The organism is Pedobacter sp. AJM (assembly GCF_002197755.1).
Classification (GTDB): Bacteria; Bacteroidota; Bacteroidia; order Sphingobacteriales; family Sphingobacteriaceae; genus Pedobacter.
This window is the reverse complement of the sequence record NZ_NHOT01000017.1, coordinates 69,681-95,711: the sequence shown is the minus strand read 5'-3', so window position 1 is coordinate 95,711 and position 26,031 is coordinate 69,681. Positions and strand designations below refer to the sequence as shown.

Sequence of the window (26,031 nt, the reverse complement as noted above, 5' to 3'; positions counted from 1 at the left end):
AGCTTGAAAACGCTATAATAAAAGTTGAGAAAATAGAACGAGATTTCTCGCCCTACCCAAAAATAGAGTTTTCACTCAAAAGCTATGAATCATCAAAGTTTAAAAATTTTAATTTAGAGGACCTTGAAGAAGATAATTTCTATAGATATCAAAAAGATTTTCTTATTAGTAGAAGTTTATTTGATCAAAATAGATATTCAAATGATATCGGTCTTGAATTGGAAAAACTAGTAAACGTTAGTTGGCTATCAATTCATCGTATGTCCGCTAAAAAAAGACGGGAGGATAAAAGTTATGAATCGACAATAGATCAAAAAATTGAAGAGCTCCAGATAGATTTAGTTAAATACTTTTCTCAATTAAACCGAAGTTATGCAATTGAGACTGAAAAGTTCCAAAAGTATATTTTCGAATCCTTAATAGATAGCTCACATTATGACAATATTTTACAAGATGATATTATCGACCCTGATAAAGAGAAAAAATCTTTAACATCAATTTTTGATTACTTCAAAGTTAGTTCAAAGAGCTACTCGTCCAAATTAGATAATTACTTTATAGAATATAAAACATCGGTAGAAAAATTCAAATCTAGAGTCGGATTAGATTTAAAGGATTTTTCCTTCCTTCTGGGTACAGTTAGAATACATTCTGCTGTTGAAGAGTGGAATAAAATTGTTCAAAAACAAACAAGTATCTACAAAACAAAGGAGACTTTTATTGACGTAATAAATAACCTATTACAGAGAAAAGTAATCTTCATTAATGAGCGGAACGAATTAACAGTAAAGACTCAAAGTGGGAAAATATTTCCTTTGACAAACTTAAGCTCAGGGGAAAAGCAACTACTTATTATTTTAGGACAGAGTTTGCTTCAAGAAGAGGATGTACATATATATATTGCGGATGAACCAGAATTATCATTGCATATAGAATGGCAAGAAAAGTTAGTAAATAGCTTAAAAAACATAAATCCAAATTCTCAGATCATTTTTGCAACCCATTCTCCCGATATAGTTTCCGAATATGATGATTACGTTATTAAAATTGAAAACGCGATAAAATAGATGGCTGGATTTAGGAGAACCAATAAAGGGATTAGTAATCTTCATCTTTTTTATAATGTTGATGTCATTGTATATTTGGAGGGTGGGAGTAAGAGCTATTCAAAACACGAAGTATATCAGAATAGTTTTAGTTCTGATACAGAAGATATAGCCTTTTGGAGTCGGTTATTTAAACGCTATCGAAGCGCTGAAAAATTAAAATATAAATCGGTTGGGTCAAAACAGACACTTAAAGAAATTGCTGAAGACTTACTTTCAGGGGCTATCGACAACATTTATATTGCTATGGATAATGAATTTGACGAGGTCCATAACAAGAGAATAATTCACGATAACATATTTTATACCTATGGTTATAGCTATGAAAATGATGTTTGGAATTTACAGACTGTCTTAACCATTCTTGAGGATTTGACAGCTACCAATGTCGATTATAATTATATCGAAAAAGGGGTTGAAAAATTTGAAAAGGAAATTAGAAAAGCTGTTGTTGCAGATTCTTATATGTTCAAGAAAGGAAAATCGTTCTTCCCTAGAAAAAAAGGTCATCTCTTTTGTGTTGAGTGTAATTTAGATAATTTACCAATTGTAAAGATAGCTGAACTTAATAAAATGATTATAAACCTTAGTTTAAATATAAATACATTGAAATCACATGGTTACAAAAACAAAATTCAAGTTTTAAAACATTGTTTTGGACATTTATTAGCTGACTTTTTTTGTCAGATAATAAATCACTATCTAAAAGTTAAACATGGATTTGCTAGCATGCGTAAGGAGATTCTTTATAGAATGGCTATTAAGAGCTTTTTTGATAAGCAATATAAAAACTCGGATTTGGAAGCATATTATCAAGCTCAATTTACGTGATCATTATCATTTCCAGTTTTAACTCTTTTTCATTAACCTTTGATAAATAGTAAAAAGATAACTTTATTAAACTTACACAATTAATTGAATAAGAATTAGATATCTAAATCATATTAATCATTTCTCAAATTTAACCTTGTCATCTCAACACGTTTCAAGAAATTCCGCCATAAACGCTGCTGTAACATCCGCACCATCTATTTATTGCGTTGCTTCTTTACTTAGTTGAGCTGAAAGCTTGCTCAGTTCCATAATTAAATAAATCGTTATGGAACAAAATCAATTATTAAAAGTGTGCGAGGTTCAGATAACCTACAGACCTAGTTTCAACTCAGCGGATAGACCGCAAATCAGTAATTCTAAACAATGTTACAATATCTTAATGCAACATTGGAACTTAGGTTTAATCAACTTCTTAGAGGAGTTTAAAATCATCTTATTAAACCGAACAAATAAAGTCCTAGGATTGGTGGATATTTCAATAGGTGGAGTAAGTGGAACTACAGGTACCCATACTAAAACGAAACAAACCAAGTCTGTAATCATTAAGGTTTCCAACCCGAAATGCGCATGTCATTTTGAGAAAATGTCGGGAGCGGAAATAATAAAATTTGATTGATGGGTGATGGCAAGCCCAGGATTTCAACTTTGCTCCAGAATAGTCTGCTTGGTGAACCTGAACCCTACTACCAACCAATCAAACTGATTATAAAGTTGCGGACATAAAATGAGGCAGAAATTTAACCTGCCGGGATCAAACATTTTCCAGGTCATGAATTTCTACTTTGAGGATATTACAGTTGAAATTGGGTAAAACCACTTTCAACTGTAATCTATAATATTCTGCTATGCTATTCTTCTAAATATGCAACGGCGAACTTGTAATTTAGCCATTACCATGTATTTTCCTGATATCGTTCCAAGTAATTAATTGAATATTGTTTTTCCTGATTTTAGCTTCCATATCTTTACTGGTAAAGCTTTCAAAATCAATTTGCCTCCATTTGGAACCAAAATTAGGGTGATTAAATGTTATTCCCTTCATTTCGAGATCATCAAAAGCAGGGTGAATTAAAATAATGTTTAAACCTTTTACCATATTTTCAAAAACCTGCTTATAATAATCTTTTAAACTACCGGATTCAAAATATTCCCATATTCCATAATGCGCTTTTTCAATCAATAAATCCTCCTGGTATATGTTGTCTTTTGCATCAAGGCCAACCATTTCCATCAATTGCTCACCAATCATAATTGGAAGCGCATATTTTGCCCCTAATTCTCGGTAAATTTGAAAACATTCAGGGCTTGCACCAACACTGTACATATGAGAATCAAGATGTGTAGGCTTTAATCCAAATTTTATCGCCTTGTCAATTTGTGCGCTGAGTTCTTTTTTAACGTCTTCGGCAGTGGCATTCGCTCTGAGCTCGTCTCTTTTTTTGTAAAAATAACCATGCTGATCAACCAAACTCGGCACTTCAGAAATCGGTAAAACAGGTCCGAATTTATAGTTTTCCCATTCGCAGGTAAGTGTCAGGTGAACGCCATAGTCAAATTCAGGATGATCTTTAGCATAAATTGCCATCTCATAAAACCATGGACAGGGAACCATCATACTGTATGAATTTACAACGCCTTCTTCTAAGGATCGAATTGTGGCTATGTTTTCAGAATGCGATAATCCGGCGTCGTCTGCATGTATGATCAACAACTTTGTATTTTCGGCGAATCCTAACTTTTCTGCTAAATTCATTATAATGAGGCTTTTTATAAATATTTCTTCGAGTTACTTGTGACAAAACTTCAAATATGTTGCACCGGACATGTTCGAGGAGTTCAATCAAAACTATTATATTTTTGATAATCACGCAACCATGAACTAATCATGTCTTGCTATTTTATCCATGATACAATTCATGAACATTTGCCTTTTTAATCATTCGCTAAAAACAGGGAGTATCCTTAACGAAACCAGTAGATTTCCTGGAAAAATACTTCCGGTTTACTAAGTAAAGATGGAAATTATAATATACCGGTATAATTTAAATCCATGTTCCAAACCTAAGGGCTTAACCGCATGGGCACCTCATTTTGAGCTAAAATGAACTGAATTGAGCCAGTTAACAAGAAATATGAACTAAAATGAGCCCTTACAGCTGGCTTGCGTTACAGGCATCAAGGCCCTTGATGCAGCCTGAATAAGGGCTGCATAACCCTAAGCGGTGAAACTGTTTACCTAAAACAAAGCCTGGCTTTACCTTTTAGGTAAGCAGGGGGTAACCCCAGGGTAAGCAAAGGGGTAACCATGGGGTAAGCAAAGGGTAACCATAGGGTTAACATGGGGTTAACCTGGTCCGAGCAAAGGGTAAACAATAAGTAAAGAAAGGGTAATCAAATTACGGCCTTTTTGCTGGCTTTCCAGGTAGGGACCAAGCCAATCTTCCAGGTAAAAACGATCGCCACCAGGCAATTTTCTGTTTGTTTACGAGATTAGTCAACATTTTGGATGCAGGCAGTCTTACATTTGATCTTCACCCCATTTTTTTAATTGTTCTATGAGCGGTATCAAGCCTTTTCCTGTATCTGTTAATGAATATTCTACCTTTGGCGGCACTTCGTGATATACTTTTCTCTTGAGAAGTTTGTCATCTTCTAACTCGCGTAAATTTTGGGTGTGATACCGGTGATAAATTTTCGTAATTGTCCGTACCGCAAAATGTTTTCATTTTCTGCAATATACCAGATAATCCTTCCCTTGTATTTACCTCCGATTCGCTTGAAGGCGAAATCCACAGGACACCCGGTTTTCTCAGATTTTTTTTTAGCCATTTTTTGATTTTTTTACCATTGATAATCAGCATTAGTATATTTCTAGTCTGTAGGTTACTAAAAAGTGCATACTTGATTTAAAACATCATATGATTGAAATTTGTATTAACAAAATTAATTTTTTTATGAAAACAACCGTAATTATCACCGTATCTGCAAATGGTAAGATTTTAGTTGCCGATAATGAAAAACATCAGGCACCACAAGAGGTTTTTAGCTTTTTTATGGACAAAGCAAAGTCGGCAGGTAATATCATTTTAGGCAGCACCACGTATAAATTATTTTCAGCGGTTTTTGGGCTAAAGGATTTTTTGTCTGCCTTGGATGTTGTTGTCCTGTCAAATAAATTAGAAAAATCACCTGATTACAACGTTGCAAACAGTCCAAAAGAGGCCTTGGATATTTTAGAATTAAATAATCATAAAGAAGCAATTGTTTTGGGTGGAGTAAGTGTATAATACAACGCCTTTATCAACGAAGGTCTTTATGATTTGATTTATCTAACTTTAATTCCGGTCATCGTTGGTGATGGTGGAGAGATTGTAACAAAAGATGACTTGTTCACCCCGCTGTCGGGCCTTAAATGGGAAGCTGTTAGTGATAATGTTCTAAGGATGGCATTAAGCAAATAATTGATGCACGTTCAATAAGGTAATCGTTCCGTTTGAAAGCCAGGTCGTTTCCACCCAACCGAAGCTGCTCAGGCTTTTAATCACCTTAATGTTCAGGCTCCGGTATCTGAAAGGAAAAATGATCACATTGGCTTAAGGTCAGGCGGTAGCTATAACGCTTATATTCATTTAACAAATTTACTTCCGGATCTGCACACCAATGCTTTTTGCCTTCCATATTTCCTATCACACCAAAGTTCATTGCAGCCAAATTTAACTCAGCGATTTCTATACCATCGTCTGGCATTGTTGCATCTTTAATATTCAGGTCTCTATGATCAAACCAATCAATAGCCATGCCTTACTGTGCTGATTCACCAATCGCTTTTTTAAGGATGGCTTCATTGATTCTGTATTCTATCCTGGCATCAATGGTTTCATTATAGGCCTGCTGCCAAATGGCCTGGGCTTCAGAAACATCCTTTCCAACTACTGTTCCTGCCTTAAACCTATCCTGGGTAATCCTCAAGTTCTCCGAAGCTTGTTTTAAAGATAAATCAGATAACTTAATTTTTTTTGAAGCCTGGTTTAGCTGAAGATAGGCTGACTGTATTTCGAGGTTCACCATTTCTTGCGCTTCTTCCAGCTGTTGTTGCTGTGAGGCAATCTTAAAGGCCTGCTCCTTAACCTTATTGCGCTTTCTGCCCCAGTCAAAAATAGGGATACTTACATTGGCTAAAGCATAATATGATCCCATAAAATTAGACCCATCTTTGATGTTGACACCTTTGCCTACGGAGGTTATACCACTAACAGATAACCCGAATGTTGGCCGCCTGTCGCCCTGAAGAATCTTTTTCTGGAATTCCTCAGCTTCAATTGCTTTTTTCATGATGAGCAATTCAGGTCTGCCGGCCGCTAATGATAATGCCCCAGGATTTTTAAGTTCCTCAAAATTTCCAGCCAATGAGTCTGCAATCATAAAATCAGATTGTCCGGCCAGGCCGATAACCTGTGCAAGACTTAACCTGGCCAGAAGCAGTCCGTCCGCTGCCTTTTGGATATTGAGGTTGGCCTCATTTAAATTTACCTGAACCCGTAGCAGATCATTTTTGTAAATAAGGCCTGCGTTGAAAGCGTTTTTAAGATCTTTCTCCAGATCCAGCAGCATATTCCGGTATTGATTGGCTAATATAATCTTTTCCTTTGCCTGAACTACCTGCCAGTAAGCTTTGTCAACATTTAGTTCAACCGCTGAGGCTGTAAGTTTTTTCTGTGTTTCACTAATTTCGACTCCCTTGGCAGCTGCAGCTTTGCCGTTTTGAAGTTTTCCACCAGCATAGATGGGAATAGTCCCCGTTAAGGTTGTACTCCCAAAAAATTCTGGTATTGCTCCGTTTAATGCACCTCCAATCGGTTTGCCCAGGTGGACGCCCATAGCAGAACCATCAATTGCGGGTTTTGCGCTGGCAATAACGGACTGTGACTGCGCTTTTGCGGCATCGATGTTGAATTGAGCCACTTTCATTTTTTTGTTCTGTTCAAATGCCAGTTTTCTGCATTCCAAAAGTGAATACTTTTTCTCCTGGCTATATGTTTGCTGCACTGCAAATAACATGATTGCAGTAATTGCGATTCTAAGATTCATACTTTTTAATTTTAATTAAACCTTGATTAACCTGCCTGGAAGTTATGTTTCCGGCAGTTACTGACCAGGTTTTTTTATGTGTGTGTATGTGATGGCTTATATTGAATTTCAGCTTCTGAGTCTGATTGTTCGTTAACGGGCTGCGCTGGTTTGATGAAGCGGTAGTAAAGTACAGGAACGACAAACAGTGTAAGTATCATCGATACAATCAGGCCAAAGGCCAGCACGCTGCCTAAAGGAGCCCAAAGTGGAGATTTTCCGGCAATCATAGGAACCACACCAACCGCTGCCGCAGCCGATGTCAGGAATATTGGCCGCATACGTCGTTTTGCAGATGCCAGCGCAGCGGCTTTTATGGTATAGCCGTGGTCTGTTACCAGTTCATCAGCATAGTCGACCAGGATGATCCCGTTTCTCACCACGATGCCGATCAAACTGATGATTCCCATAAAGGCGGTCATGCCCATCGGATTGCCTGTTACATATAAACCAAGGAAAGCGCCAAGTAAACTCAAGGGGAATGTTGCCAGGATAATGAGACTTTTGCCAAAGCTTTTGAACTGGAACAGCAGGGTAATAAATATGAGTACCAAACTCACGCCGAGCGCAGTCATCATTCCAGGCTGGTTCTCGGTACTTGATTCTGCATCGCCGCCATATTGTAAGGTAATGCCCTCAGGCAACTTAAGCTGATCAATTGCGGGCATTACAGTTTTTAAGATCTCGGATGCCCTAATGCCATTCTGTGCTTCTGAAAGTACGGTCAAGGTCCGTATACCATTTCGATGCGCGATTACACCCGTGTGCCAGGAAGGTTTCAGTTCAGCAACTTCCTTCAATGGTACTTTTGTTCCATATATCGTGCTCAGGTGGATATTTCCTAACACGTTGAAATCTTTACGGTTATTGCTGTCAAGCCTGAGGAATATATCAACAGGTTTATTACCTTCCCAAAGCTGTGAAACAGCAAAGCCTTTAAGGCCGGCGCCCAGTGTCTGTGTAATGGCCTGGTTTTGAATGCCCAGCCGTGCAGCAACATCTTCTTTGATGTCCAGGTCAGCGCCCAGGTAGTCGTCCTCATAATCGCGATGTACCCAATTGGTTCCCTTTGCCTGCTTGAGAATATTTTCTATCTGCGTGGCCATGCGTTTCTGATTGTTCAGATCTGTGCCAATTACGCGAATGGCAATTGGCGATCCCTCCTGAAAACTGAGCTGCCTGAAGCGGACATAACCATCCTTAACAAATCCTTCAAATTTTTTGCGGTATTCATGCACGATTTCATCTGTTGCCTTTGCACTTTCGGTCGTGATAAAAATCTGTGCAAAATTTCTGCGTGGAATTTCAGGAGCGTAGGAGCTCTGGAAGCGTGGTGAACTGGTACCCACAAAACTTGCAGTACCTACAACGCGTTTATCCTTCGTCAGGATAGCTTCTATCCCGCGAACGGTTTTTTCTGTTTTGTCAAGCGCAGTACCGTTGGGCATCCATACTTCGATATTGAACTGGTTGCGTTCGCTGGTAGGAAAAAACTCCTGGCTTACCTGTCCTGCGGTCACAAAGGAAAGTAACACTGCAACCACTGCCGCCGCCATGGTCGATTTCGGCCAGCGGAAACAAAATTCTACGCCGGCATTGAATACGTTCTGCAGTCTATCCAGTAGAGATATTTTTGGTGGCCTGTCGCTTACCCGATGTTTAAGCCCTTTTTTGATAAAAACGTACGACATGTAGGGCGTAAGCAGTAATGCCACCAGCATTGACGTGATGAGCGCGATTGCAACCGTAATGGGTAATGAAGCCATAAAATCTTTAGTGATGCCATTCATGAAAATGGCCAATGGCGCAAAGGCGAAAATAATGGCCAGCGTAGCCGTAAAAATGGGTACGCTTAATTGTTTTGCGGCCTGCCAGGCGGCTGTCCAGGGGGTAATGCCCTCATCCAACTTCTCTACATAGTTGTCTACCACTACTATGGCATTATCCACAACCATCCCCAAAACGATGATTAACGCGGCAAGAGATACCTGATGAAGTTCAACGCCCATGATGTACATGATCCCAAAGGTGATCAGGATAGCAATCGGAGCAGCCACGGAGGAAACTGCTGCAACCCTGATTGGCAGCAATAGCATGACAACGATGATTACAGAAAGGATAGCCATACCAAACTCGACCATAAAATGACTAATACTTTCATCAACAACTTTGGGCTGATCAACTATCGTATCAAATTTAACATCGCCAGGCAGTGTCTTTTTAAACTGAGCTAATTTTTCGTCTACTTTTTTCCCAAAAGTCACAATGTTATTGCCTGGCTGCATCTCTGTGGTAACGAGCATTACTTTATTGTTGCCTATCCTGATAAAGGATGATTCCTCTTCATAACGCCGTTTTATATCGGCTATATCTTTAAGCCTTACCACAGTTCCCTGCGGCGTGGTATAAATAATCTGATTTGCAATATCTGCCTCCGTTTTATACTGGCTGTTAGTGAAAATAGGGATGGTATTGGAGTTTATAGTCATTTCCCCTGAATAACCCGTTACGTTCTGACTTTGGAGTGTTCTTACAATTGTGGACAAGTCAAAGCCATATTGATTCAGTTTTTTGTCATCTACCGTAACATAAATCTGCTGCTTCTGTCCGCCTGAGCGGTTGATTTTGGAAACTTCGGGAATCGTTTTCAATACATCCTCCATCTGGTCTACGTAAGCTTCCAGTTCGGCATAACTTCTTGATGCGGAGGAGATGGCAATGATTTGCGCAGTCACATCTCCAAAGTTGCTGTTTACAACAGGTCCCATTACAGCAGCGGGGATATTGGCATGCAGAACGGTATTCAGCCCATGCTGCAGGGTTGCCCAGAATTTTTTACGGTCTTTTACATTGGCATTCAGCTGTACGGTGACAAAAACACTACCGTCTTTGGTTTGCGATTTTGTTTTTGCCTTATCTACTTCCTCGAAAGAAAAAAGATACTGTTCGAGTTTATCGGTAACCTGCTTCTCCATTTGCAACTCGTTGGCACCGGGGTAAAATGCATAAACCATGGCTACCGGTGGGTCGATTTTAGGGTCTTCGGAACGTGGCATATTCAGCAGTGAATACAGTCCGAGCAGTAGCAACATTCCGGTGATCACAAAAGTCACCTGTTTATATTTCATAGCAGCTTCTATGAAATTTATATTTCGTTTTTTCATTAAGAATAAGATTGAGAATAAGTGTGTGTATTTACCAGGGCATCAAGCGTGGGCTAAAACGATACTGCGGTACCTTCTCTTAGGTTAGATTGCCCGGCAACAATCAGATTATTGCCTGCTGTAAGTCCATCGGTAATGGTCACTTCATTACTTCCGCTAAGATTTCCGGTAGTTACCCTTTTTCTGATGGCCTTTTTGTTTGCTGAAGCAATAAATACATAGGTAATGCCATCCGCATCCCGAACAATGGCCGAAGTGGGTACAATAACTGCATTTATTTTTTCTCCGGTATTGATGTTCACATTAGTAATCATACCTGGTAATAAAATGCCGCTGGGATTATCTAACCTGATTTTTACGATATAGGTTTTAGAAACAGCATCTGCCTGTGGATTAACAATAGCGATCACACCGTTAAAACTTTTGTTTAGCGTAGGCACTTCGACCGTGACCTTAAGCGACTTTTTCATTTCCCCGACTTCGCTTTCCGGAACGGATATACGTGCATAGACCTGGTCTGTCTTAATAATGGTAAAGGCCACAACACCTGGTGCCGCCGTACTTCCCCGCTCTACCGACTTGGAACTGATTATGCCCGAAATTGGAGCATATAACCTACTGTCTGACACTCTTTTTGAATTGATATTTTTGCTGGCTTTAGCCTGAGCCAATTTGGTCTTTATCTCTATAAAATCCTTTTCCGGCAAACTTCCTTTTTTGTATAATCCTTCCAACCGGTTAAACATATCCTGAGCCTGTTCCAGCGCTGCATCCGCGATAGCTACCGAATTGGTATATTCAGTCGCATCGATGGCTGCCAGTAACTGGCCTTTACTAACATGCTGTCCTTCCTGAACAGTTATATTGCGCACCACACCCGGTACTGCAAAACCTATTTGTGCGGTATTGTCTGGATCTATCGTTCCGGAATAGGAGAGTTTTTTGCTTTGTGCTGCATTTGAAATCATTTTGACTTCAACGGGGACAGGGACTTCTTCCTGCGATTTCTCTGTTTTTTTACCTCCGCAAGCGGCAAATGTTACTGATGTAACAATGGCGAGTGCCAATTGGAAAAGGTTGTTTCTAAATGCGGTATTTTTAGCTGTTGTTTGCATTGCTTTGATTTTGTCTGCAAACATAGGCTTGATACCGAAAGCCTAAAAGGTTTGAATGTTAGGGAAATTGGTCAAAAACTCAGATTCTTGATATTGGTGATAAAGATCTGTTGATGGTAAAAAAGAATACACATCAGTTACATGTCTGAAAATCACCATCAAAATGGCTGACTATGAGGTGTTTTTGACTTAGACCGGTAAGAAGATGGGGAAAGACCAGTATGTCGCTTAAAATATTTCCCAAAAAAAGACTGGTCACTAAAGCCTAAACTGGATGTCACCATTGCAACATTTTGTGCCGGAGATTCTAATAAGACTTTGGCCTCACGTATAATGAACTCATCTATAATCTCCCCGGCAGTTTTATTGGTCACCTCCTTAGTCACCTGTGATAGATATCTTGGCGTAATAAACAACAGGTCGGCATAAAAGGTAACACTCCTTTCCCTGGTGAAATGGGTCATCAGTAGTTTTAAAAAACCAGATACCAGTGCTTCCCGACGGGTGAAATTAGTATTTTGACTTGTCTGATTGTATTTGCTGAAAATAATTCCGAAATCAGAAAAGATGGTTAAAATCAGGTATTTGATTGGATCCCATGGGCCAGAACGGTCTCCCAGGGATATTGTCTTTTTCCTCAGCAATGACATTTCAGCACAAAGATCAGCAGTTTCATTGTCGCTTAATTCGTAGTGTAATTGGGTCGTTGAATTGAATAATTTGAAAATATCATCCGTGCTTAATGAAATTGCCAGTTGCTCCAGGAAAGCCAATGTAAAAGCCAGGCAATGAAAGGAGAAATCTTCCGAAATATGCTCAATGTGATTAAGCGAGTTATGTAGGATCAGGCAAGCCTGACCTTTTTTTATGGTTTGAGGTAATAAGTTGTGCTGAAAAACGAATTCACCTTTGGTACATACAATTAGTGCAAAATGCTTTGAACGAAATGCTTTTTGAAGTGGAAGCTTTTCAACATCAACTTCGGTCAGTACATAAAAGCTTTCATTAAATGTAGAGAAATAGTCTGTATGACGAGTATCCATTTTTGTTATTGTTGGGACATGTTGTTGTTCGAAATTGCTTTTTTATCGAAAGGCTAATGCTTTAAATGATAGAGGCTAAATGTAGTGATATTTTTGATCGATTGACAGATAGTCGTCATCTTCAGGAAATAAACTAGCCATACTGCTTCTATGAGGCTTTATGTGATCAAGCGGGGATATTTGGCTTGTAAGAACAATTCTTTTTCAATTAAATATAGCTATTTGATTTGTTCGATAAAATATTTTTAGAGATGACTACAGCTAACTAGCCGTTTTGCCATTATTTATTGTCTTAAGCCCTAATATAGGTATTAATTAATTTCAGGATCAATGATCGATTCACTTCGAAAGTGTATGGTTATTGGAACCTGGATTTCCATTCTGAATATAAATAAATTTGTGTAATGCTCTTGTCTTAGACGAACATCGATATCGAAACTACCTTTCCTATCCAATATATAACCTTCAATTTTGTATGTTTTGGTAATTACTGATGGAACTACATGTAGATAACCAGCAATCATCTTTGGAATTATTAATTTAAAATAAATTTCAATATATTATTCAGTACCGGATGGTGATCATTAACTCTCCAGTTAAGGAACAGTTCAGTTGGAAACGGCAAGGTGATGAATCTGACACCGGGATTTTCATGGTACTTGTAGGAATCAGGCAATACGGCTATACCTAAACCCTTTTTAACCAATGCAATAATTGATGAACCAAACTCCGAATATAAGCAGGCAGCAGGAACAACATCATAAGTTCGGAATAACTGCTGAATATGGTCACTGTAGCTGCTTCCCTCATCCTTTATGGGCAAGATAAATTTCTGACTGCTTAGGGTTTCTTTAGTAAGATCTGCTGCCTTACGAAAAGGATGGTTTTCGGGCACCACAATAGACAGATAGTCTGTAGAAATTTTTTCTGAACGGATATCATCGGCATTATTAATATCCCTGGTGATCACCAGGTCTACTTTATAGTTTCGTAAGAATTCCTGCCTATCTTCATTCCGTACCTGAACGAGTTCGACTTTGAGCTTAGGATAGGCTGAAGTAATGCGGCTGAGCATGTCCGGCATGATAGATGCCGATATAGAATCGGGGTGTGCGATAATGATAGTGCCGCTTTCACCGAGTTGTATCTGACGGGCGTGTTCATGGAAAAATTCCAGCTCATTTATTTGCACTGCCCACTTTTCTTTTAAAAATTGTCCTGCCGATGTGAGTTTAACATTTCGCTTATCACGCTCGAATAACTGAACACCTAATTCACGTTCCAATGCCTGGATTTGGCGGCTGAGCGCAGACTGCGTAATATGCATCCTTCCGGCTGTTTTCCAAAAGTGAAGTTCCTGCGCAAGCGCTAAAAAATATTTGATTTGTTGAATATTCATTTATGCAATAAAAGCATTAGTTCATGCTAAAATAGCATTTTATAGCATTAAATAATAATACACCTTTGCTTTATGGAATTAAATCTTTTACTTTCTTTTCTGGTGGCATCTATGCTGTTAACTATCCTGCCGGGGCCAGATAATATTTTTGTGTTGACGGAGAGCCTGACAAAAGGTAAACGCAACGGGCAGGCTACTGCAATGGGGCTTTCGCTAGGTGTGTTGGTACATACGATTGCGGCAGCAACTGGTCTTTCTTTGATCATTCAGCAATCAACAGTGGCCTTTTCCGTAATCAAATACGCAGGTGCTGCCTATTTGTTTTATCTGGCATACAAAGCAATTATTGAAAAACACGCTTATATAAACCTTGATACAGATCAGGAAAAAAAAGACGCTAAATTTTCAACTCTGGTAGCCAAAGGATTTTATATGAATGTGCTCAATCCAAAGGTAGCACTGTTTTTTATTGCTTTTCTACCGCAGTTCGTAAGTAAGAACGGTTTTGACCTCCCGGTACAAATGATCATTCTTGGGCTCGTTTTTATGTTGCAGTCCATGCTTATTTTTAGCGTGATTAGCCTACTTTCCTCAAAGCTCACCAGGCATGTGAATAGCCCGAAGGTATGGAAAATAACGAAATGGAGTAAGGTGAGCGTGCTGTCAATTTTGGGGCTGATATTAGCCCTGTCAAAAAAATAGGAGCGCTTGTGGAAGTTAACTAAAGTTTATCATGTTTACTTTTCCATACACGCTTATCAAAGATGGTGTCGACCAGGGAAACCAATTTCATAAATTAAGTTAACACTAAGATAAAGAAAATTTAATGGGAACGTATTAATATCCGCATAATTCCTTTAATTATTGTACAACTGTTTTAGTTTCTGAGTGAGCAGCGGAACTCTCTTGCACTAAACAATAAGCAGGATAAAGCGGACGGTAGTCGTATTTGTATATTATGATTCAACATAGACACCTGCTTAATCCATATTTCGGGTATCAGCATTTTCCGAATATGGATCTACATTTTTAATCAGGTTAGCCTTAACCGGCTCAGTTACCAGGCATCCTGTCAGTTGCTGAGCTGTTAGGCTTCTGTATATCCTATTGCCCATAGCCATTTATACCACTATTTTGATTTTTATCATTAGCGAAGTGTAATTTATAAAAAAATATAATTATTGCTGAAGGCAATAGCCATTCTTTACGTCGAAATAGCCGGTTCCATCTTTGTATACCCTTACTTTTTGGAGGGCCTTAGAGAACGAAAAATTATTTCATTAAAAGCGGAAATATCATCAACCAGCCTTTTAAATTTTTGGGGAGGTAAACCCTTTTTCATTTTTTGCAGATTATCATTATAGATTGGCAATAAAACTTCTTTCTCATGTCTACCTCCGTTTTGTTTAAGCAATTCCATTAACAGCTGTGCATTTTTAATAGCGTTCCTGGTTTCCCTTTTTTATACAGTAAAGAATAAGCATTTGACATGCCTCATTAATGTTTCGGGGCATACAATGCCGAATTTTTATCAAACAAATTTTTACAGCTGGCAGAACAAAAGTGATAGTCTTTCCCCTGATAGGTAGAAAAGTATTTTGAAAGCCCCTTTGGCAGGGTCATCCCACAAACCACATCTTTCTCTTCGGTTTTGGTCGTTTTAGACACACGCTTTTGAGCATCAGCCATATGCTCGTGCTTTATCTTGCTCATATCCATCCCATGGGGTACACCAATCACTTTTCCATCAGCTGGTTTCCATTTGTCATACTCCATTATTGAAGTGACAAACAGTGCCTCTCTGAGGCCTTTTAATTTTTCAATCACATGTAAAGCCCCATCAATACCAGCTGAAACCCCTGCTGTAGTGAGGATTTTGCCATCCTCAACAAACCTCACATCGCTGATAAATCTGGCCTTAGGCGTTAATTTCTGTAAAGTATCTATAGCGCCCGAATGGGTGGTGGCAGTTTTACCATCCAGTAACCCGGCTTTTGATAAAATTGCCGCACCGGTACAAACTGACATCGTTAATTTGGTATGCACATTTACCTTATCGATCCATTGAATCGCCTTTTCATTTCCGGTTAACAATCCAATCGCATCCAGCGGTGCGCCAGGCAGCACAAGAATATCCGGCTGGGGCGCATTGGTTATTGTAAAATCAGGATTAATATTTAATGTGTTGTTCTTGGTGCTCACCTTACCTGCATTGACTGATACTGTATAGACCTGGAAGTACTTGCTGTTACTAAACACTTCAGCGGGGCCTGCAAAATCCAAAAGTTCCACATTTGGATAGACCAGTATGGCCACCTTTATTCTGCCATCCGGCCTGACTGCTTTAACCTCTGTATTTTTTTCAGTTTGTTTACATCCAAAACTGAGGATACTTAGCAATAGCACTAAACTAACGGCAATTATATTTTTAAAATTTTTCATCTGTATCGTATTATTAAATGATGTGGATCTACTGTTTTATCTGATTTTGCTTTTTTTTCCAGTTGCGGTCAAATTTCATCCCGTTTGGCGCGACAGGCCACTTTTCTTCCTCGCGGGGCGTATACTGTATGGCCCGGCTCAACATCGCAGCCATTGAATCGCCACTGTATTTTTTGATTAAATGAAGCGCACCATCCATTCCGGAAGTAACGCCTGAACAGGTCATTACTTTTCCTTCATCTACATACCTCACATCTTTAACCAATGTTAAAGCCGGATATTGGGTCTGGAAATCATCTGCCACAAAATAATGCGTTGTTGCTTTATGGTGATCCAATATACCGGCTTTACCGAACAGATAAGATGCGGTACAAACAGACATCATCACATCCACCTGTTTTTGATATTTTTTAAGCATTCCAATCACCTTTTGATCAAGACACATCATATCCATCAACCCGATACTGCCACCGGGAATGACCAGAATGTCTGGTTTGGGCATTTTACTTTCCAGATAGTCTGCAGTAAGTTGTAATCCATTTCCCTGTGTGCGAATGGTTCCTTGCTGCAGGGCAAACGTATATACATTATACTGCCCCTTGGTTAACCCGGCGGCCTTTAAAAAAACATCAGCCGGACCATTCAGATCGCCCAGGCCAACCCCCGGATAGATGAACAGGGCGACATTTAATTTTTTAACACTCGCGGCATCCTGTTGGCCAAAAGCGAATGCACAGCATAAAAGAAAAGGTAATAAAAGTAATTTTTTCATGATTAAATAGATTAAAATTTAACAGTTAAGGTGGCAACGAATCTGCGTAAGCCGCCAGGGGTAATGGTTCCAAAACCGCCATTATAAAATTTTTCGTTGGTCAAATTGTCTGCATTCAAACCAAAACGATAGCTCGCTTTGTTGTAAAATACAGCCGCATTGAGCAGTGTGTAGGCATTCAGGTAAAACTGACCAGCGGTGGTATTATTAATAATGTAATTCCTGCTATAGCAATTTGCGCCAAACCCCACTCCCAGTCCTTTTAAAGAAGAGAAGGGCAAGGTATAACTTGCATAAAAGTTGCCTGTTTTGGATGGGCCGGAGTTAACGGGCCGTAAACCCGTTACCGTTGCATCGGCAGAAGTCAGTTTACTATCATTATAGGCAAAGCCGGCATTTAAAAGTAATCCGTTAACTGGCCTCGAGAACAAGTCAACCTCCACACCTTTACTATATTGAGTACCTTCCTGTATCGTAAAAGTAGGTCTGTCTATATCGGTTCTGAGGGTATTTTTTACGCTGATATCATAATAACTTACGGTAGCAGTCAACAGATCGCCTGCCAGTTCAGCTTTAACCCCAGCCTCCAGCTGGTTAGCAAATTGAGGCTTAAAAGTTGATACAGTCCCGTCAGGTTGCGTAACCGGAGCCACATTTTGAAAACCATTGGTATAATTTGAAAAAAGCGAAACAAGGTCTTTGATCACCTGATAAACTAAACCGAATTTTGGAGAAAAAGCGGTCTGATTATAGTTACCGGTAGTTGTATTTGTGGTGAAGTTAACCGTACCGCCATTCATAAAACGGTCTACCCTTAAGCTCAGCATTGCGGAAAGCTGATCCGAAATACTCAGCACATTTGAAGCATAAGCTGAATAGCTGGTCAGCTGAGTACGTGAATAAATTGGGACTAAACCAGCCAGTTTGCTATTGATGGACTCCGGACTAATCAAGCCATAATTTGGCATTGCACCTTTCACATTCAGGGTATCAAATGATTTTCGTCCTCCTCTCCCATTGAGCGCATTAGAAGAAAAAGAAGACGCATTCTGATAAAATTCAATCCCAATCACTAAACGGTTCCGAAGACCTGCAATTTTAAAGTCACCATTGAAATTTTGCTGAACCTGGGTGATGGCAGAAAGACTTGTCGGGTACTGCGATACATTTCTGACCAAAGAACTATCTCCTTTTAATAAATTGAAAGTTAAATAGTTGCCCGTATTTTCTGTGTGCGTGCGAATCAGGTTAGTTTGAGCAGACCATTGATCTGACAATTTAAAGTTGATCTGGCCATAAAAGCTTTGTGCAGGATTCTTTAATGTTACCGTATTATTGGAATAAGATCTTTTGTAATCCAATGGCAATGCCGATGGATTGTTTGCACCTAAACGGTTAGGACCCGGCCCAGCCGGTGTGATTTGTGGTTGAGAAGTACCTTCTCTTTCATAAATTTCTGCATCTAAAGAGAAGCTTAACCTATCACTTGCCTGATAAAATAAACCGGGCGCGATAAAGGTACTGCGGATAAAACCTGCATCCTGAAAACTACCTTCATCATGCCTTGCTGCATTTACACGGAATAGAACCGTTTTATCTTTATTCAAGGGCGTATTGATGTCAGCAGTAAAACGGTTCAAATCATAACTTCCGCCCTGGTAACTAATTTCAATCTTTGCCGTATCCAGTGGCTTTTTTGTAATGCGGTTCAAAACACCTCCAAAGGAAACCAATGAACTGCCAAACAGGGTTCCTGAAGGGCCTTTAATCGCTTCGAGTTGTTCAACATTAGCCATATCCAAATCAGCAGTTACATAACCTGATACCCCGTTGCGAATGTAGTTACGGGTATTAAAGCCCCTGCTGGTGTAATATGCAGAAACAGAAGACCAGCCTTTGGCAATTCCTGGGATATTTTTAATGATCCCGTTTAAATCTGTCGCTCCCTGTTCTGTGATCAGTTGATTGGTAACGGTATTAATGACCTGAGGATTTTCTATATTTTTTAAATCCATCCTGGCCGCATAAACACTGGCCTGATCACGATGGCGGTTTTTGCGCAAAACGATAGCCACTTCCTTTAATTGACCGGATAAAGGATCAAGCTCGAGATTAAGAAATATATTTTTACCGGAAACGACAAGAATATTGCGCTTTACAGCTGTATAGCCCACACCAGAGGCGATAAGCGTGTATCTGCCAGGCAAAACATTATTCAAAACGAAATCGCCATTTGCTAAAGTTTGGGTGGCATAACTGGTTTTCTCTAACTTTATGGTGATGCCGTTCACAGGCTCAGCATTTTTTGAACTGATATGCCCTTTAATGGTTTGGGCGATAATATGGGTACTGGAAAAACAAAATATAAAAAGATATATATACTTCATCATAATATAATGTATAGCCAAAGCAAGCCGGAACAAGCAGATACAAGCTCGATACAGCGCTTAGCAGAAATAAAATAAAGCAATTATTGACTGAGCGGATGCTTAGCCATAAGAATTAAAAAAGATTAGCCGTTGAACTTTGGTGGTCTGAAGATATTGTTGATGTATTGACTACTGTAGCAATAGCTGTATTGTGGATATGCTTCTTCCTCATCATCAGGAATTTGAACAGCATTAAATACCGGCGTATGAGTATTTTGGCAAAAAGAAATAGACAATTGGTCGAGTGCTGTTTTTGCAGACTTATTGTTCTCATTTTGTTCGGCCTCTTTAACTTTCCTCATCAAATAACACTTACCCTGGCAATGCATCTGGGGTTTATTACGATTGATGCAAAGATTAGAAGTAATGTAATCACGGTTCATTTCATAGCCAGCATAAACAAATAATCCCGAAAAATTACTTGTAAACACCGCTAAAAGAAAAAGCCAGATGATACAATTTTTGTACATGCGCTGCAAATATAAAGATTAATCTATGTCTACAATTTATTTAACATATGATTTGAAACCTCAATGTTAAACCCATTTTGGTGGTTTGCACAAAGGCTCTTACCATCAACTTCTAACTGCATTTTATTCTAAAGACTTAAGTAGATCATTAAAAAACCGGAATCGTACCAGCTCCAATTTGCCATTTCGAAATATTTAGTTATTATTGGATATAGATATTGTTTATCTTTAAACTACACGTATTCTGAAACCATCATCAAAGAATAAAAGCCAATCGAATAAGCGTGGGTGCAAATGAAATGTATAATTACGGTGAACTTGTTGATGAAGAATTAATTCTTTTATTAAAGCAACGCGATAAACTGGCATTTACTGAGATCTACCGGCAAAACTGGCATGCACTTTACCTGCATGCTTTTAAAATTTTAGGTAATGAGGATGAGGCAAAGGATTTGGTTCAGGATACCTTTTTCTCTATCTGGGAAAAATCAGGCGATTTACAGATCAAAACGAATTTAAAGGGCTATCTTTTTGTCGCTGTCCGAAACAGAATCTTTAGTTTAATACGTGAGAAAAAGGCAAATCCCGATTTCGTTGACATTCTCATGGCGGAGTTAAATCAATTGGACAATGCAACGGTCGAACACATCGACGAACGGGAATTAATCCGGTTGATTGATCTGGAAATTGAGCAACTACCCAAAAAGATGAAAGAAGTATTCAACTTAAGCAGAAAGAAATTTCTTACCAATAAGGAAATTGCCATCAAGTTGAATATGAGCGAAGAAGCCGTTAAAAAGCAAATCCACAGGTCAATTAAGCTTTTAAAGGTGAAGCTTGGAAATTATGCCGGAATCTCTGTGGCTTTGATTTTAGTCGCCCATCACAGGATTTAAAAGCGAATCATGCCGGCATGTTAAATTGCTGTTAAAAAATCTTTATTATAAATGTCCCCCTGAGTCAACTATTTGCGTCTTGTATTTAGAACCAGACGATGAAAGATTCCAAACAAAACTTAAGCCATTTAATTGATCAATACCTTGCAGGCGAAACTACTGATCAGGAAAGAAATTTATTGGAACAATCCTACATGAAGGCTTCGGCAAGAATGTCAGAAAAGGACATTTCTGATATCCATGCTGCTCGTATCCATGAAATTGGCACGAAGAGTTGGGAAGACCTGATGGAAAAGATTGAAGGAGAAGGTACAAAAAGCGTAAACCTTTGGCCACGTATATTTGCCTTTGCGGCTTCAGTAGTGGTCGTATTTTTAGCGATTTACTTTTTAAATCGTAATCGGGAAGTCGATGTAAATGATGCCAATGCGGTTGCGCATGATGTTAATCCTGGAACTGTAGGCGCAACACTCACCCTGGCAAATGGTAAAAAGATTCGCCTTACTGGCGCTGCCAGCGGGAAACTTGCACAAGAGGCGGGTGTTACCATCACCAAATCATCCAGTGGCAGTTTAATTTATGAAATTAAAGACAAAACTTCCTCTTCCGGAACAAAAAACACATTATCTACCGCTAACGGAGAAACTTATCAGGTTCGTTTACCAGACGGCTCCATGGTTTATTTAAATGCCGCCTCAAGTTTAACCTATGCCACCTCCCTGATTGAAAATGGACGCCGTGTGGTTACCCTTCATGGTGAGGGGTATTTTGAAGTTCATAAGGATAAGAAGCATCCTTTTATCGTTAAAACAGAAAAACAGGAAGTAGAAGTTCTGGGAACCCATTTTAACATCAACAGCTATGATGATGAATCTGCGGTGTCAACAACTTTGATTCAGGGATCGGTAAAAGTAAGGTCCGGAAAAATCGAACAAATGCTCAGGCCGGGTGAGCAATCCCTAAATGATGGCAAAACCATCAAAGTTAGCCAGGTTGACGTGGACAGCAGCATCGATTGGAAAAATGGCGATTTCAATCTGGATGGCGTGGAATTCAAAATAGCCATGCGTAAAATCGCCAGGTGGTATAACGTGGAGGTTATTTATGAGGAAGCCATTTCAGATAATATCCGTTCGGGAGGCTGGGTTTCAAGAAAGAATTCATTATCTGCGGTACTCAAATCCATTGAAGCATCGGGTCAGGTACATTTCAGGATAAAAGGAAAGCAGATCTACATCACCAAATAACGCTATCATTTTTAAAATAAAAAACAACAGACTATTAACCAAACAGTTAGAAGCAACTTTCGATACAGAAAGTAATTTACAACCGTTTTCAAACCCAAACCAACATGAAACTATTTTTACGACGGCAAAATTAAAGGAATAAGCAAACCAGAAGTATCGCTACTCCTGGTCTGTGTTTGGCACAATTTATTAAGAAATCAACTCCTAAAAGCAGCATGCCGATAGTTTTCGACGACGTGAAGCACACTGCTACAACCAAACTAAACATAAATGTATCAAATTTCTACTAAAAAATTTGGTATACCTACAAGGCTATACCATAAAATCCTGTTAACTATGCGCTTAACCACCGTGATATTAATAGCAAGCCTCATGCAGGTCAGCGCTGCAACATTTGGCCAGCGCATTACATTAAACAAATCTAATGCGCCGCTTTCAGCTGTTTTGAAAGAAATCAGAAAGCAAAGCGGATTTGATTTTTATTACGACTTTAATAAACTTTCCAAAAATCAAAAGGTCAATGTCAGCTTAACGAACGCAAGCTTAGACCATGCGCTATCAGAAGTCCTTAAAGGATTAGAAGTCGAATATTCTATTGAAGGGAAAATCATCACACTAAAAGAAAAGAAACGAACATCTGTTATAGATGGCATTGCTGACTATTTCTCCAGTATTACGGTGAGTGGTAAAGTAGTAGATGAAAAAGGAATTCCGGTTATTGGTGTAACCATTTCCGCAGGTTTTACAATTAAGCAGGGCAATTTTCATGATAGTGACGACCCTATTCGTGATTTTAAGGGTGTAACGGTTGCAGCTGTAACTGACCCGGACGGGGAATTTACAGTTAAACGTATAGATGAGGATGCCTACCTCATTTTTTCATACGTAGGATATAAGACTAAGGTTGTCAAAGCAGCGGCAGATATGGGTGTAATAAGATTGGAACCTGACTCAAAAAACCTGACCGAAGTTAATGTTACCGTAAATACCGGTTACCAGACCATCTCAAAAGAGCGTAGCGCCGGCTCATTTGCCAAACCCAATATGGCCACAGTCGCCGCCCGTACCGGTAGTATGAATATCCTGCAACGCCTGGATGGATTGGTACCGGGTTTGACGGTGAACAATTCACCAGGAGCACGCCAAAGTCCGCTTTTGATTCGGGGTTTATCTACCATTGGTATTCCAGGCAATGCTAACCAGACTAATGATGCCTATGTTGGTACCAATCGAAACCCTTTATTCGTCGTAGATGGTATTCCGTTGAACGACGTATCGACCATCAATCCGCAGGATGTGGCCGATGTTACGGTATTAAAAGATGCAACTGCTGCTTCCATCTGGGGCGCCAGGGCATCCAATGGCGTAATTGTTATTACAACAAAAAAGGGGGTTAAGGGCGATAGGATACGGATCACTTACGATGCATTTGTTAATTTTCAGGGCAAACCTGATCTGGATTATCTGCCAACGTTAAACAGCAGGCAGTTTATCGATGCGGCCACCCGATATTTTGATCCGGTATTAAATCCATGGGAATCAGTAACGGCATATGCGCCTATGGCTACCGGTATTGCCCCGCATGAAGTGATTTTATACAATAAATATCGTGGACTGATCTCTGCAGGCCAGGCCGCCGCAAGCCTGGATAGCCTGGCTAATATCGATAATCGCCAGCAGATTAAGGATCTTTGGTACCGCAATGCTTCCCTGATGAACCATACGGTTACCTTATCCGGCGGCAGTACCAATTATGCCTTCTATGGCTCTGCTGCTTATACCAACACCACAAGCAACCGGCCGGGCGAAAAAGACAATACTTATAAAATAAACGTGCGCCAGGAATTCTCGCTAGGCAAACGTGTTCAGCTAAGCTTAATTACCGATTTGAACAACAACATCAGCAGTGCCAAACGGACTATTGATGTCAATAATAAATTTTATCCCTATCAATTGTTTCAGGATGCTGCAGGCAAAAATATTTCCATGCCTTACATGCAATTGCTTAGTGAAGAGGTGAGGACTGATTTTCAAAACAGGAGCCGCATCAACCTGGATTACAATCCACTTGATGAATTTAATTACGGTTCCACCAAAAACAACAGCTTCTTCAGCCGTAACATTCTGGGCCTGAATGTAAACCTGGTTAAAGGCTTAAAATTTGAAGGTACCTACAGCTATAATAAAGGTAGCAGCAAATCCGAAATTTATGATGATGCAAGAAGTTATAAAGTCAGGAGCGAACTTGCCCAGTTTACAGTTGCACCAACCATAGACGATACACCAATTTATTATTTGCCAAGCACAGGCGGTATTTATTCAGTAGGCAATACCAGTCAGCAGGATTGGACCATCAGGAACCAGTTGAATTACAGCAACAGCTGGAATGAAAATATGCACCAGTTAAACGTATTAATTGGACAGGAGGCTCAGGAACAATTGACGATGACAAATGGCAGTAAGGTGAGGGGTTATGATGACAAACTGCTGACATCTGTTCCAATTGATTATGCTACCCTATCCAGGAGCGGTGTTTCCGGAACGGTAATGCCAAACGATTATTTTGGTAGCCTTTTGCCTAGTGACTATTTTACCCAGGGTGAATATCGAAGCAGGTTTTCTTCCTATTATTCAAACGTGGCTTATACCTATGATCAAAAATATTCGATTAATGGAAGCTTACGTATGGATAAGAGTAACCTGTTTGGCCTGGATAAATCGGCACAGAATAAACCGGTGTGGAGTGTGGGTGGTAAATGGCTGGTGACCGGTGAAAAGTTCATGTCGAGCGCAACCTGGTTAAATTCGTTGGCCCTCAGGGCCACCTATGGATTAACCGGCAATGCACCCTCTCCTGGCACAGCTTCTTCTTATGATATTTTACAGGCATATCAGAATTCCTGGCTGCCGGGTGGATCCGGATTGGTTATTGCGACGGCATCCAATCCTAAACTGACCTGGGAAAGTACCAGGACCATTAACCTGGGGCTGGATTTTGCACTTTTGAACAATCGCATCAGTGGTTCATTAGATGCCTATCAAAAGAAAACCTCCAATCTACTGGGCAATCTGCCTACCAATACATTTACCGGTTACCCGAATATTATCGGCAACCTGGGCGATTTACAGAATAAAGGCATAGAGCTGAGCATCAACAGCTCAAACCTCCGGGGGCGTTTAAGCTGGTCTACTTCATTAAATATTGCCTACAATAAAAATACCATTACCAGTTTAAACCAACAATTCCCTACTACCACGGCAGCTGATAGAATAGGCCAGAATTATGTGGCAGGTTATCCTGCATTTGCACTTTTTGCCTATGAATATGCTGGTCTGGATAATATGGGTGATCCTCAGATCAGGCTGGCTGATGGAACAGTGACTAAAGCACCTTACGTGGGAAAACCGGAAGATGTAAAATTTATGGGCACTTACCAACCGGTTTGGAACGGGGGCTTATCTAACGTATTCACTTATGGCGGCTTAAGTTTAAGTGCAAACATCGTGTACAGTTTGGGCCATGTGATGCGAAAAGATGTAACCGAATCCTTTTCGGGGAGAATTACACATGTAAATGAAGCGGGAACGGGGTTTGGCTTTAAAACCGGTAACCTGCTGGCAGACTTTGCTGACCGCTGGATAAATCCGGGAGATGAACAGCGTACCAACGTCCCTTCGTATGATGCCAATTCATCTGATGCTCAAAGTCGCAGAGACGTTACTTATTATAGCCGTGCAGACATTAACGTGTTGAGTGCATCTTACATTAAAATGCGTGACATCACGCTTTCTTACAGCCTGCCTTCCTTATGGATTAAAAAGCTGAAAGCCGATCAGGTTACTTTGCGTGCCCAGGTTTCCAACATAATGTTATGGAAAGCAAATAAAGACGGTATTGATCCGGAATTCCAGGAAGCCAGTTTAGCCTTCAGGAATCTGCGGATTAACCAAGGCTCCGTATCATTTGGTTTGAACGTAAAATTCTAA

At 39.7% G+C, this 26,031-nt stretch carries 21 protein-coding genes; 8 read left to right on the top strand and 13 right to left on the bottom strand.

Annotated elements, in window-relative coordinates; translation table 11 throughout:
* From CBW18_RS20450 to CBW18_RS20440, 3 genes are all read left to right on the top strand, one after another.
* Positions 1-1,067: AAA family ATPase (locus tag CBW18_RS20450; RefSeq protein ID WP_088303224.1), on the top strand; the 1,067-nt coding region annotated here is incomplete at its 5' end.
* The gene (locus CBW18_RS20445) at positions 1,068-1,937 is read left to right on the top strand and encodes a DUF4435 domain-containing protein (protein ID WP_088303223.1); all 870 of its coding nucleotides are present in this window, start codon (positions 1,068-1,070) and stop codon (positions 1,935-1,937) included. It begins immediately after the preceding gene.
* A 268-nt stretch (positions 1,938-2,205) separates the two neighbouring features.
* Positions 2,206-2,556 carry a hypothetical protein gene (locus CBW18_RS20440; protein ID WP_088303222.1) on the top strand — a complete coding sequence of 117 codons (351 nt, stop codon included), beginning with the start codon at positions 2,206-2,208 and terminating at the stop codon, positions 2,554-2,556.
* A 267-nt stretch (positions 2,557-2,823) separates the two neighbouring features.
* On the opposite strand, the gene CBW18_RS20435 is transcribed toward CBW18_RS20440, so the two are convergent.
* Positions 2,824-3,693: a polysaccharide deacetylase family protein gene (locus tag CBW18_RS20435; protein ID WP_088303221.1), complete on the bottom strand. Its 870-nt coding sequence runs from the start codon at positions 3,691-3,693 to the stop codon at positions 2,824-2,826.
* Positions 3,694-4,458: 765 nt separating this feature from the next.
* A complete protein-coding gene (locus CBW18_RS21715; RefSeq protein WP_253249106.1) occupies positions 4,459-4,632 on the bottom strand; it encodes a helix-turn-helix domain-containing protein in 174 nt (57 codons plus the stop codon).
* A gap of 226 nt (positions 4,633-4,858) precedes the next feature.
* On the opposite strand from CBW18_RS21715, the gene CBW18_RS20425 reads away from it, so the two are divergent.
* Positions 4,859-5,227, top strand: coding sequence for a hypothetical protein (locus tag CBW18_RS20425; protein WP_088303220.1), 369 nt, complete (start codon positions 4,859-4,861; stop codon positions 5,225-5,227).
* Positions 5,228-5,486: 259 nt separating this feature from the next.
* Here CBW18_RS20425 and CBW18_RS20420 read toward each other — a convergent pair whose 3' ends face one another.
* The 6 genes from CBW18_RS20420 to CBW18_RS20390 all read right to left on the bottom strand — a co-directional run bounded on the left by CBW18_RS20420 (position 5,487) and on the right by CBW18_RS20390 (position 13,788).
* Entirely contained in the window at positions 5,487-5,738 is a 252-nt protein-coding gene (locus CBW18_RS20420) for a hypothetical protein (protein WP_088303219.1), read from the bottom strand.
* A gap of 3 nt (positions 5,739-5,741) precedes the next feature.
* Positions 5,742-7,028 (bottom strand): TolC family protein, encoded by a 1,287-nt coding sequence (locus CBW18_RS20415; RefSeq protein ID WP_088303218.1) that lies wholly within the window; start codon positions 7,026-7,028, stop codon positions 5,742-5,744.
* A 74-nt stretch (positions 7,029-7,102) separates the two neighbouring features.
* On the bottom strand, positions 7,103-10,195 hold the full coding sequence (locus CBW18_RS20410) for an efflux RND transporter permease subunit (protein ID WP_088303229.1): 3,093 nt from the start codon (positions 10,193-10,195) through the stop codon (positions 7,103-7,105).
* Between the two features lie 89 nt (positions 10,196-10,284).
* Positions 10,285-11,346 carry an efflux RND transporter periplasmic adaptor subunit gene (locus tag CBW18_RS20405; RefSeq protein ID WP_172406592.1) on the bottom strand — a complete coding sequence of 354 codons (1,062 nt, stop codon included), beginning with the start codon at positions 11,344-11,346 and terminating at the stop codon, positions 10,285-10,287.
* Positions 11,347-11,504: 158 nt separating this feature from the next.
* The gene (locus CBW18_RS20400; protein ID WP_088303216.1) at positions 11,505-12,389 is read right to left on the bottom strand and encodes an AraC family transcriptional regulator; all 885 of its coding nucleotides are present in this window, start codon (positions 12,387-12,389) and stop codon (positions 11,505-11,507) included.
* Positions 12,390-12,924: 535 nt separating this feature from the next.
* A complete protein-coding gene (locus CBW18_RS20390; RefSeq protein WP_088303214.1) occupies positions 12,925-13,788 on the bottom strand; it encodes a LysR family transcriptional regulator in 864 nt (287 codons plus the stop codon).
* Between the two features lie 72 nt (positions 13,789-13,860).
* Here CBW18_RS20390 and CBW18_RS20385 point away from each other — a divergent pair, with 72 nt between their 5' ends.
* On the top strand, positions 13,861-14,490 hold the full coding sequence (locus CBW18_RS20385) for a LysE family translocator (protein ID WP_088303213.1): 630 nt from the start codon (positions 13,861-13,863) through the stop codon (positions 14,488-14,490).
* A gap of 278 nt (positions 14,491-14,768) precedes the next feature.
* On the opposite strand, the gene CBW18_RS21520 is transcribed toward CBW18_RS20385, so the two are convergent.
* From CBW18_RS21520 to CBW18_RS20360, 5 genes are all read right to left on the bottom strand, one after another.
* Entirely contained in the window at positions 14,769-14,909 is a 141-nt protein-coding gene (locus CBW18_RS21520) for a hypothetical protein (protein WP_172406591.1), read from the bottom strand.
* 376 nt (positions 14,910-15,285) lie between these two features.
* Positions 15,286-16,230, bottom strand: a complete 945-nt coding sequence (locus tag CBW18_RS20375) for a DJ-1/PfpI family protein (RefSeq protein ID WP_088303211.1) — start codon at positions 16,228-16,230, stop codon at positions 15,286-15,288.
* 28 nt (positions 16,231-16,258) lie between these two features.
* Complete coding sequence (locus tag CBW18_RS20370) at positions 16,259-17,002, bottom strand: DJ-1/PfpI family protein (RefSeq protein ID WP_088303210.1); 744 nt, start codon at positions 17,000-17,002, stop codon at positions 16,259-16,261.
* Between the two features lie 11 nt (positions 17,003-17,013).
* On the bottom strand, positions 17,014-19,392 hold the full coding sequence (locus CBW18_RS20365; protein ID WP_253249104.1) for a TonB-dependent receptor: 2,379 nt from the start codon (positions 19,390-19,392) through the stop codon (positions 17,014-17,016).
* 122 nt (positions 19,393-19,514) lie between these two features.
* A complete protein-coding gene (locus CBW18_RS20360; RefSeq protein WP_088303208.1) occupies positions 19,515-19,901 on the bottom strand; it encodes a hypothetical protein in 387 nt (128 codons plus the stop codon).
* A gap of 299 nt (positions 19,902-20,200) precedes the next feature.
* Here CBW18_RS20360 and CBW18_RS20355 point away from each other — a divergent pair, with 299 nt between their 5' ends.
* From CBW18_RS20355 to CBW18_RS20345, 3 genes are all read left to right on the top strand, one after another.
* Positions 20,201-20,797, top strand: a complete 597-nt coding sequence (locus CBW18_RS20355; RefSeq protein ID WP_088303207.1) for an RNA polymerase sigma factor — start codon at positions 20,201-20,203, stop codon at positions 20,795-20,797.
* A 98-nt stretch (positions 20,798-20,895) separates the two neighbouring features.
* Positions 20,896-22,044, top strand: coding sequence for a FecR family protein (locus CBW18_RS20350; RefSeq protein ID WP_088303206.1), 1,149 nt, complete (start codon positions 20,896-20,898; stop codon positions 22,042-22,044).
* Positions 22,045-22,314: 270 nt separating this feature from the next.
* Complete coding sequence (locus CBW18_RS20345; RefSeq protein WP_088303205.1) at positions 22,315-26,031, top strand: SusC/RagA family TonB-linked outer membrane protein; 3,717 nt, start codon at positions 22,315-22,317, stop codon at positions 26,029-26,031.

Coding starts and splice junctions, on each gene's coding strand:
- CBW18_RS21520 (WP_172406591.1), bottom strand. CDS start 14,909: ATGGCTATGGGCAATAGGATATACAGAAGCCTAACAGCTCAGCAACTG.
- CBW18_RS20415 (WP_088303218.1), bottom strand. CDS start 7,028: ATGAATCTTAGAATCGCAATTACTGCAATCATGTTATTTGCAGTGCAG.
- CBW18_RS20345 (WP_088303205.1), top strand. CDS start 22,315: ATGTATCAAATTTCTACTAAAAAATTTGGTATACCTACAAGGCTATAC.
- CBW18_RS20390 (WP_088303214.1), bottom strand. CDS start 13,788: ATGAATATTCAACAAATCAAATATTTTTTAGCGCTTGCGCAGGAACTT.
- CBW18_RS20365 (WP_253249104.1), bottom strand. CDS start 19,392: ATGATGAAGTATATATATCTTTTTATATTTTGTTTTTCCAGTACCCAT.
- CBW18_RS20355 (WP_088303207.1), top strand. CDS start 20,201: ATGTATAATTACGGTGAACTTGTTGATGAAGAATTAATTCTTTTATTA.
- CBW18_RS20445 (WP_088303223.1), top strand. CDS start 1,068: ATGGCTGGATTTAGGAGAACCAATAAAGGGATTAGTAATCTTCATCTT.
- CBW18_RS20360 (WP_088303208.1), bottom strand. CDS start 19,901: ATGTACAAAAATTGTATCATCTGGCTTTTTCTTTTAGCGGTGTTTACA.
- CBW18_RS20405 (WP_172406592.1), bottom strand. CDS start 11,346: ATGCAAACAACAGCTAAAAATACCGCATTTAGAAACAACCTTTTCCAA.
- CBW18_RS20440 (WP_088303222.1), top strand. CDS start 2,206: ATGGAACAAAATCAATTATTAAAAGTGTGCGAGGTTCAGATAACCTAC.
- CBW18_RS20370 (WP_088303210.1), bottom strand. CDS start 17,002: ATGAAAAAATTACTTTTATTACCTTTTCTTTTATGCTGTGCATTCGCT.
- CBW18_RS20375 (WP_088303211.1), bottom strand. CDS start 16,230: ATGAAAAATTTTAAAAATATAATTGCCGTTAGTTTAGTGCTATTGCTA.
- CBW18_RS20400 (WP_088303216.1), bottom strand. CDS start 12,389: ATGGATACTCGTCATACAGACTATTTCTCTACATTTAATGAAAGCTTT.
- CBW18_RS20420 (WP_088303219.1), bottom strand. CDS start 5,738: ATGGCTATTGATTGGTTTGATCATAGAGACCTGAATATTAAAGATGCA.
- CBW18_RS20350 (WP_088303206.1), top strand. CDS start 20,896: ATGAAAGATTCCAAACAAAACTTAAGCCATTTAATTGATCAATACCTT.
- CBW18_RS20410 (WP_088303229.1), bottom strand. CDS start 10,195: ATGAAATATAAACAGGTGACTTTTGTGATCACCGGAATGTTGCTACTG.
- CBW18_RS20425 (WP_088303220.1), top strand. CDS start 4,859: ATGATTGAAATTTGTATTAACAAAATTAATTTTTTTATGAAAACAACC.
- CBW18_RS20435 (WP_088303221.1), bottom strand. CDS start 3,693: ATGAATTTAGCAGAAAAGTTAGGATTCGCCGAAAATACAAAGTTGTTG.
- CBW18_RS20385 (WP_088303213.1), top strand. CDS start 13,861: ATGGAATTAAATCTTTTACTTTCTTTTCTGGTGGCATCTATGCTGTTA.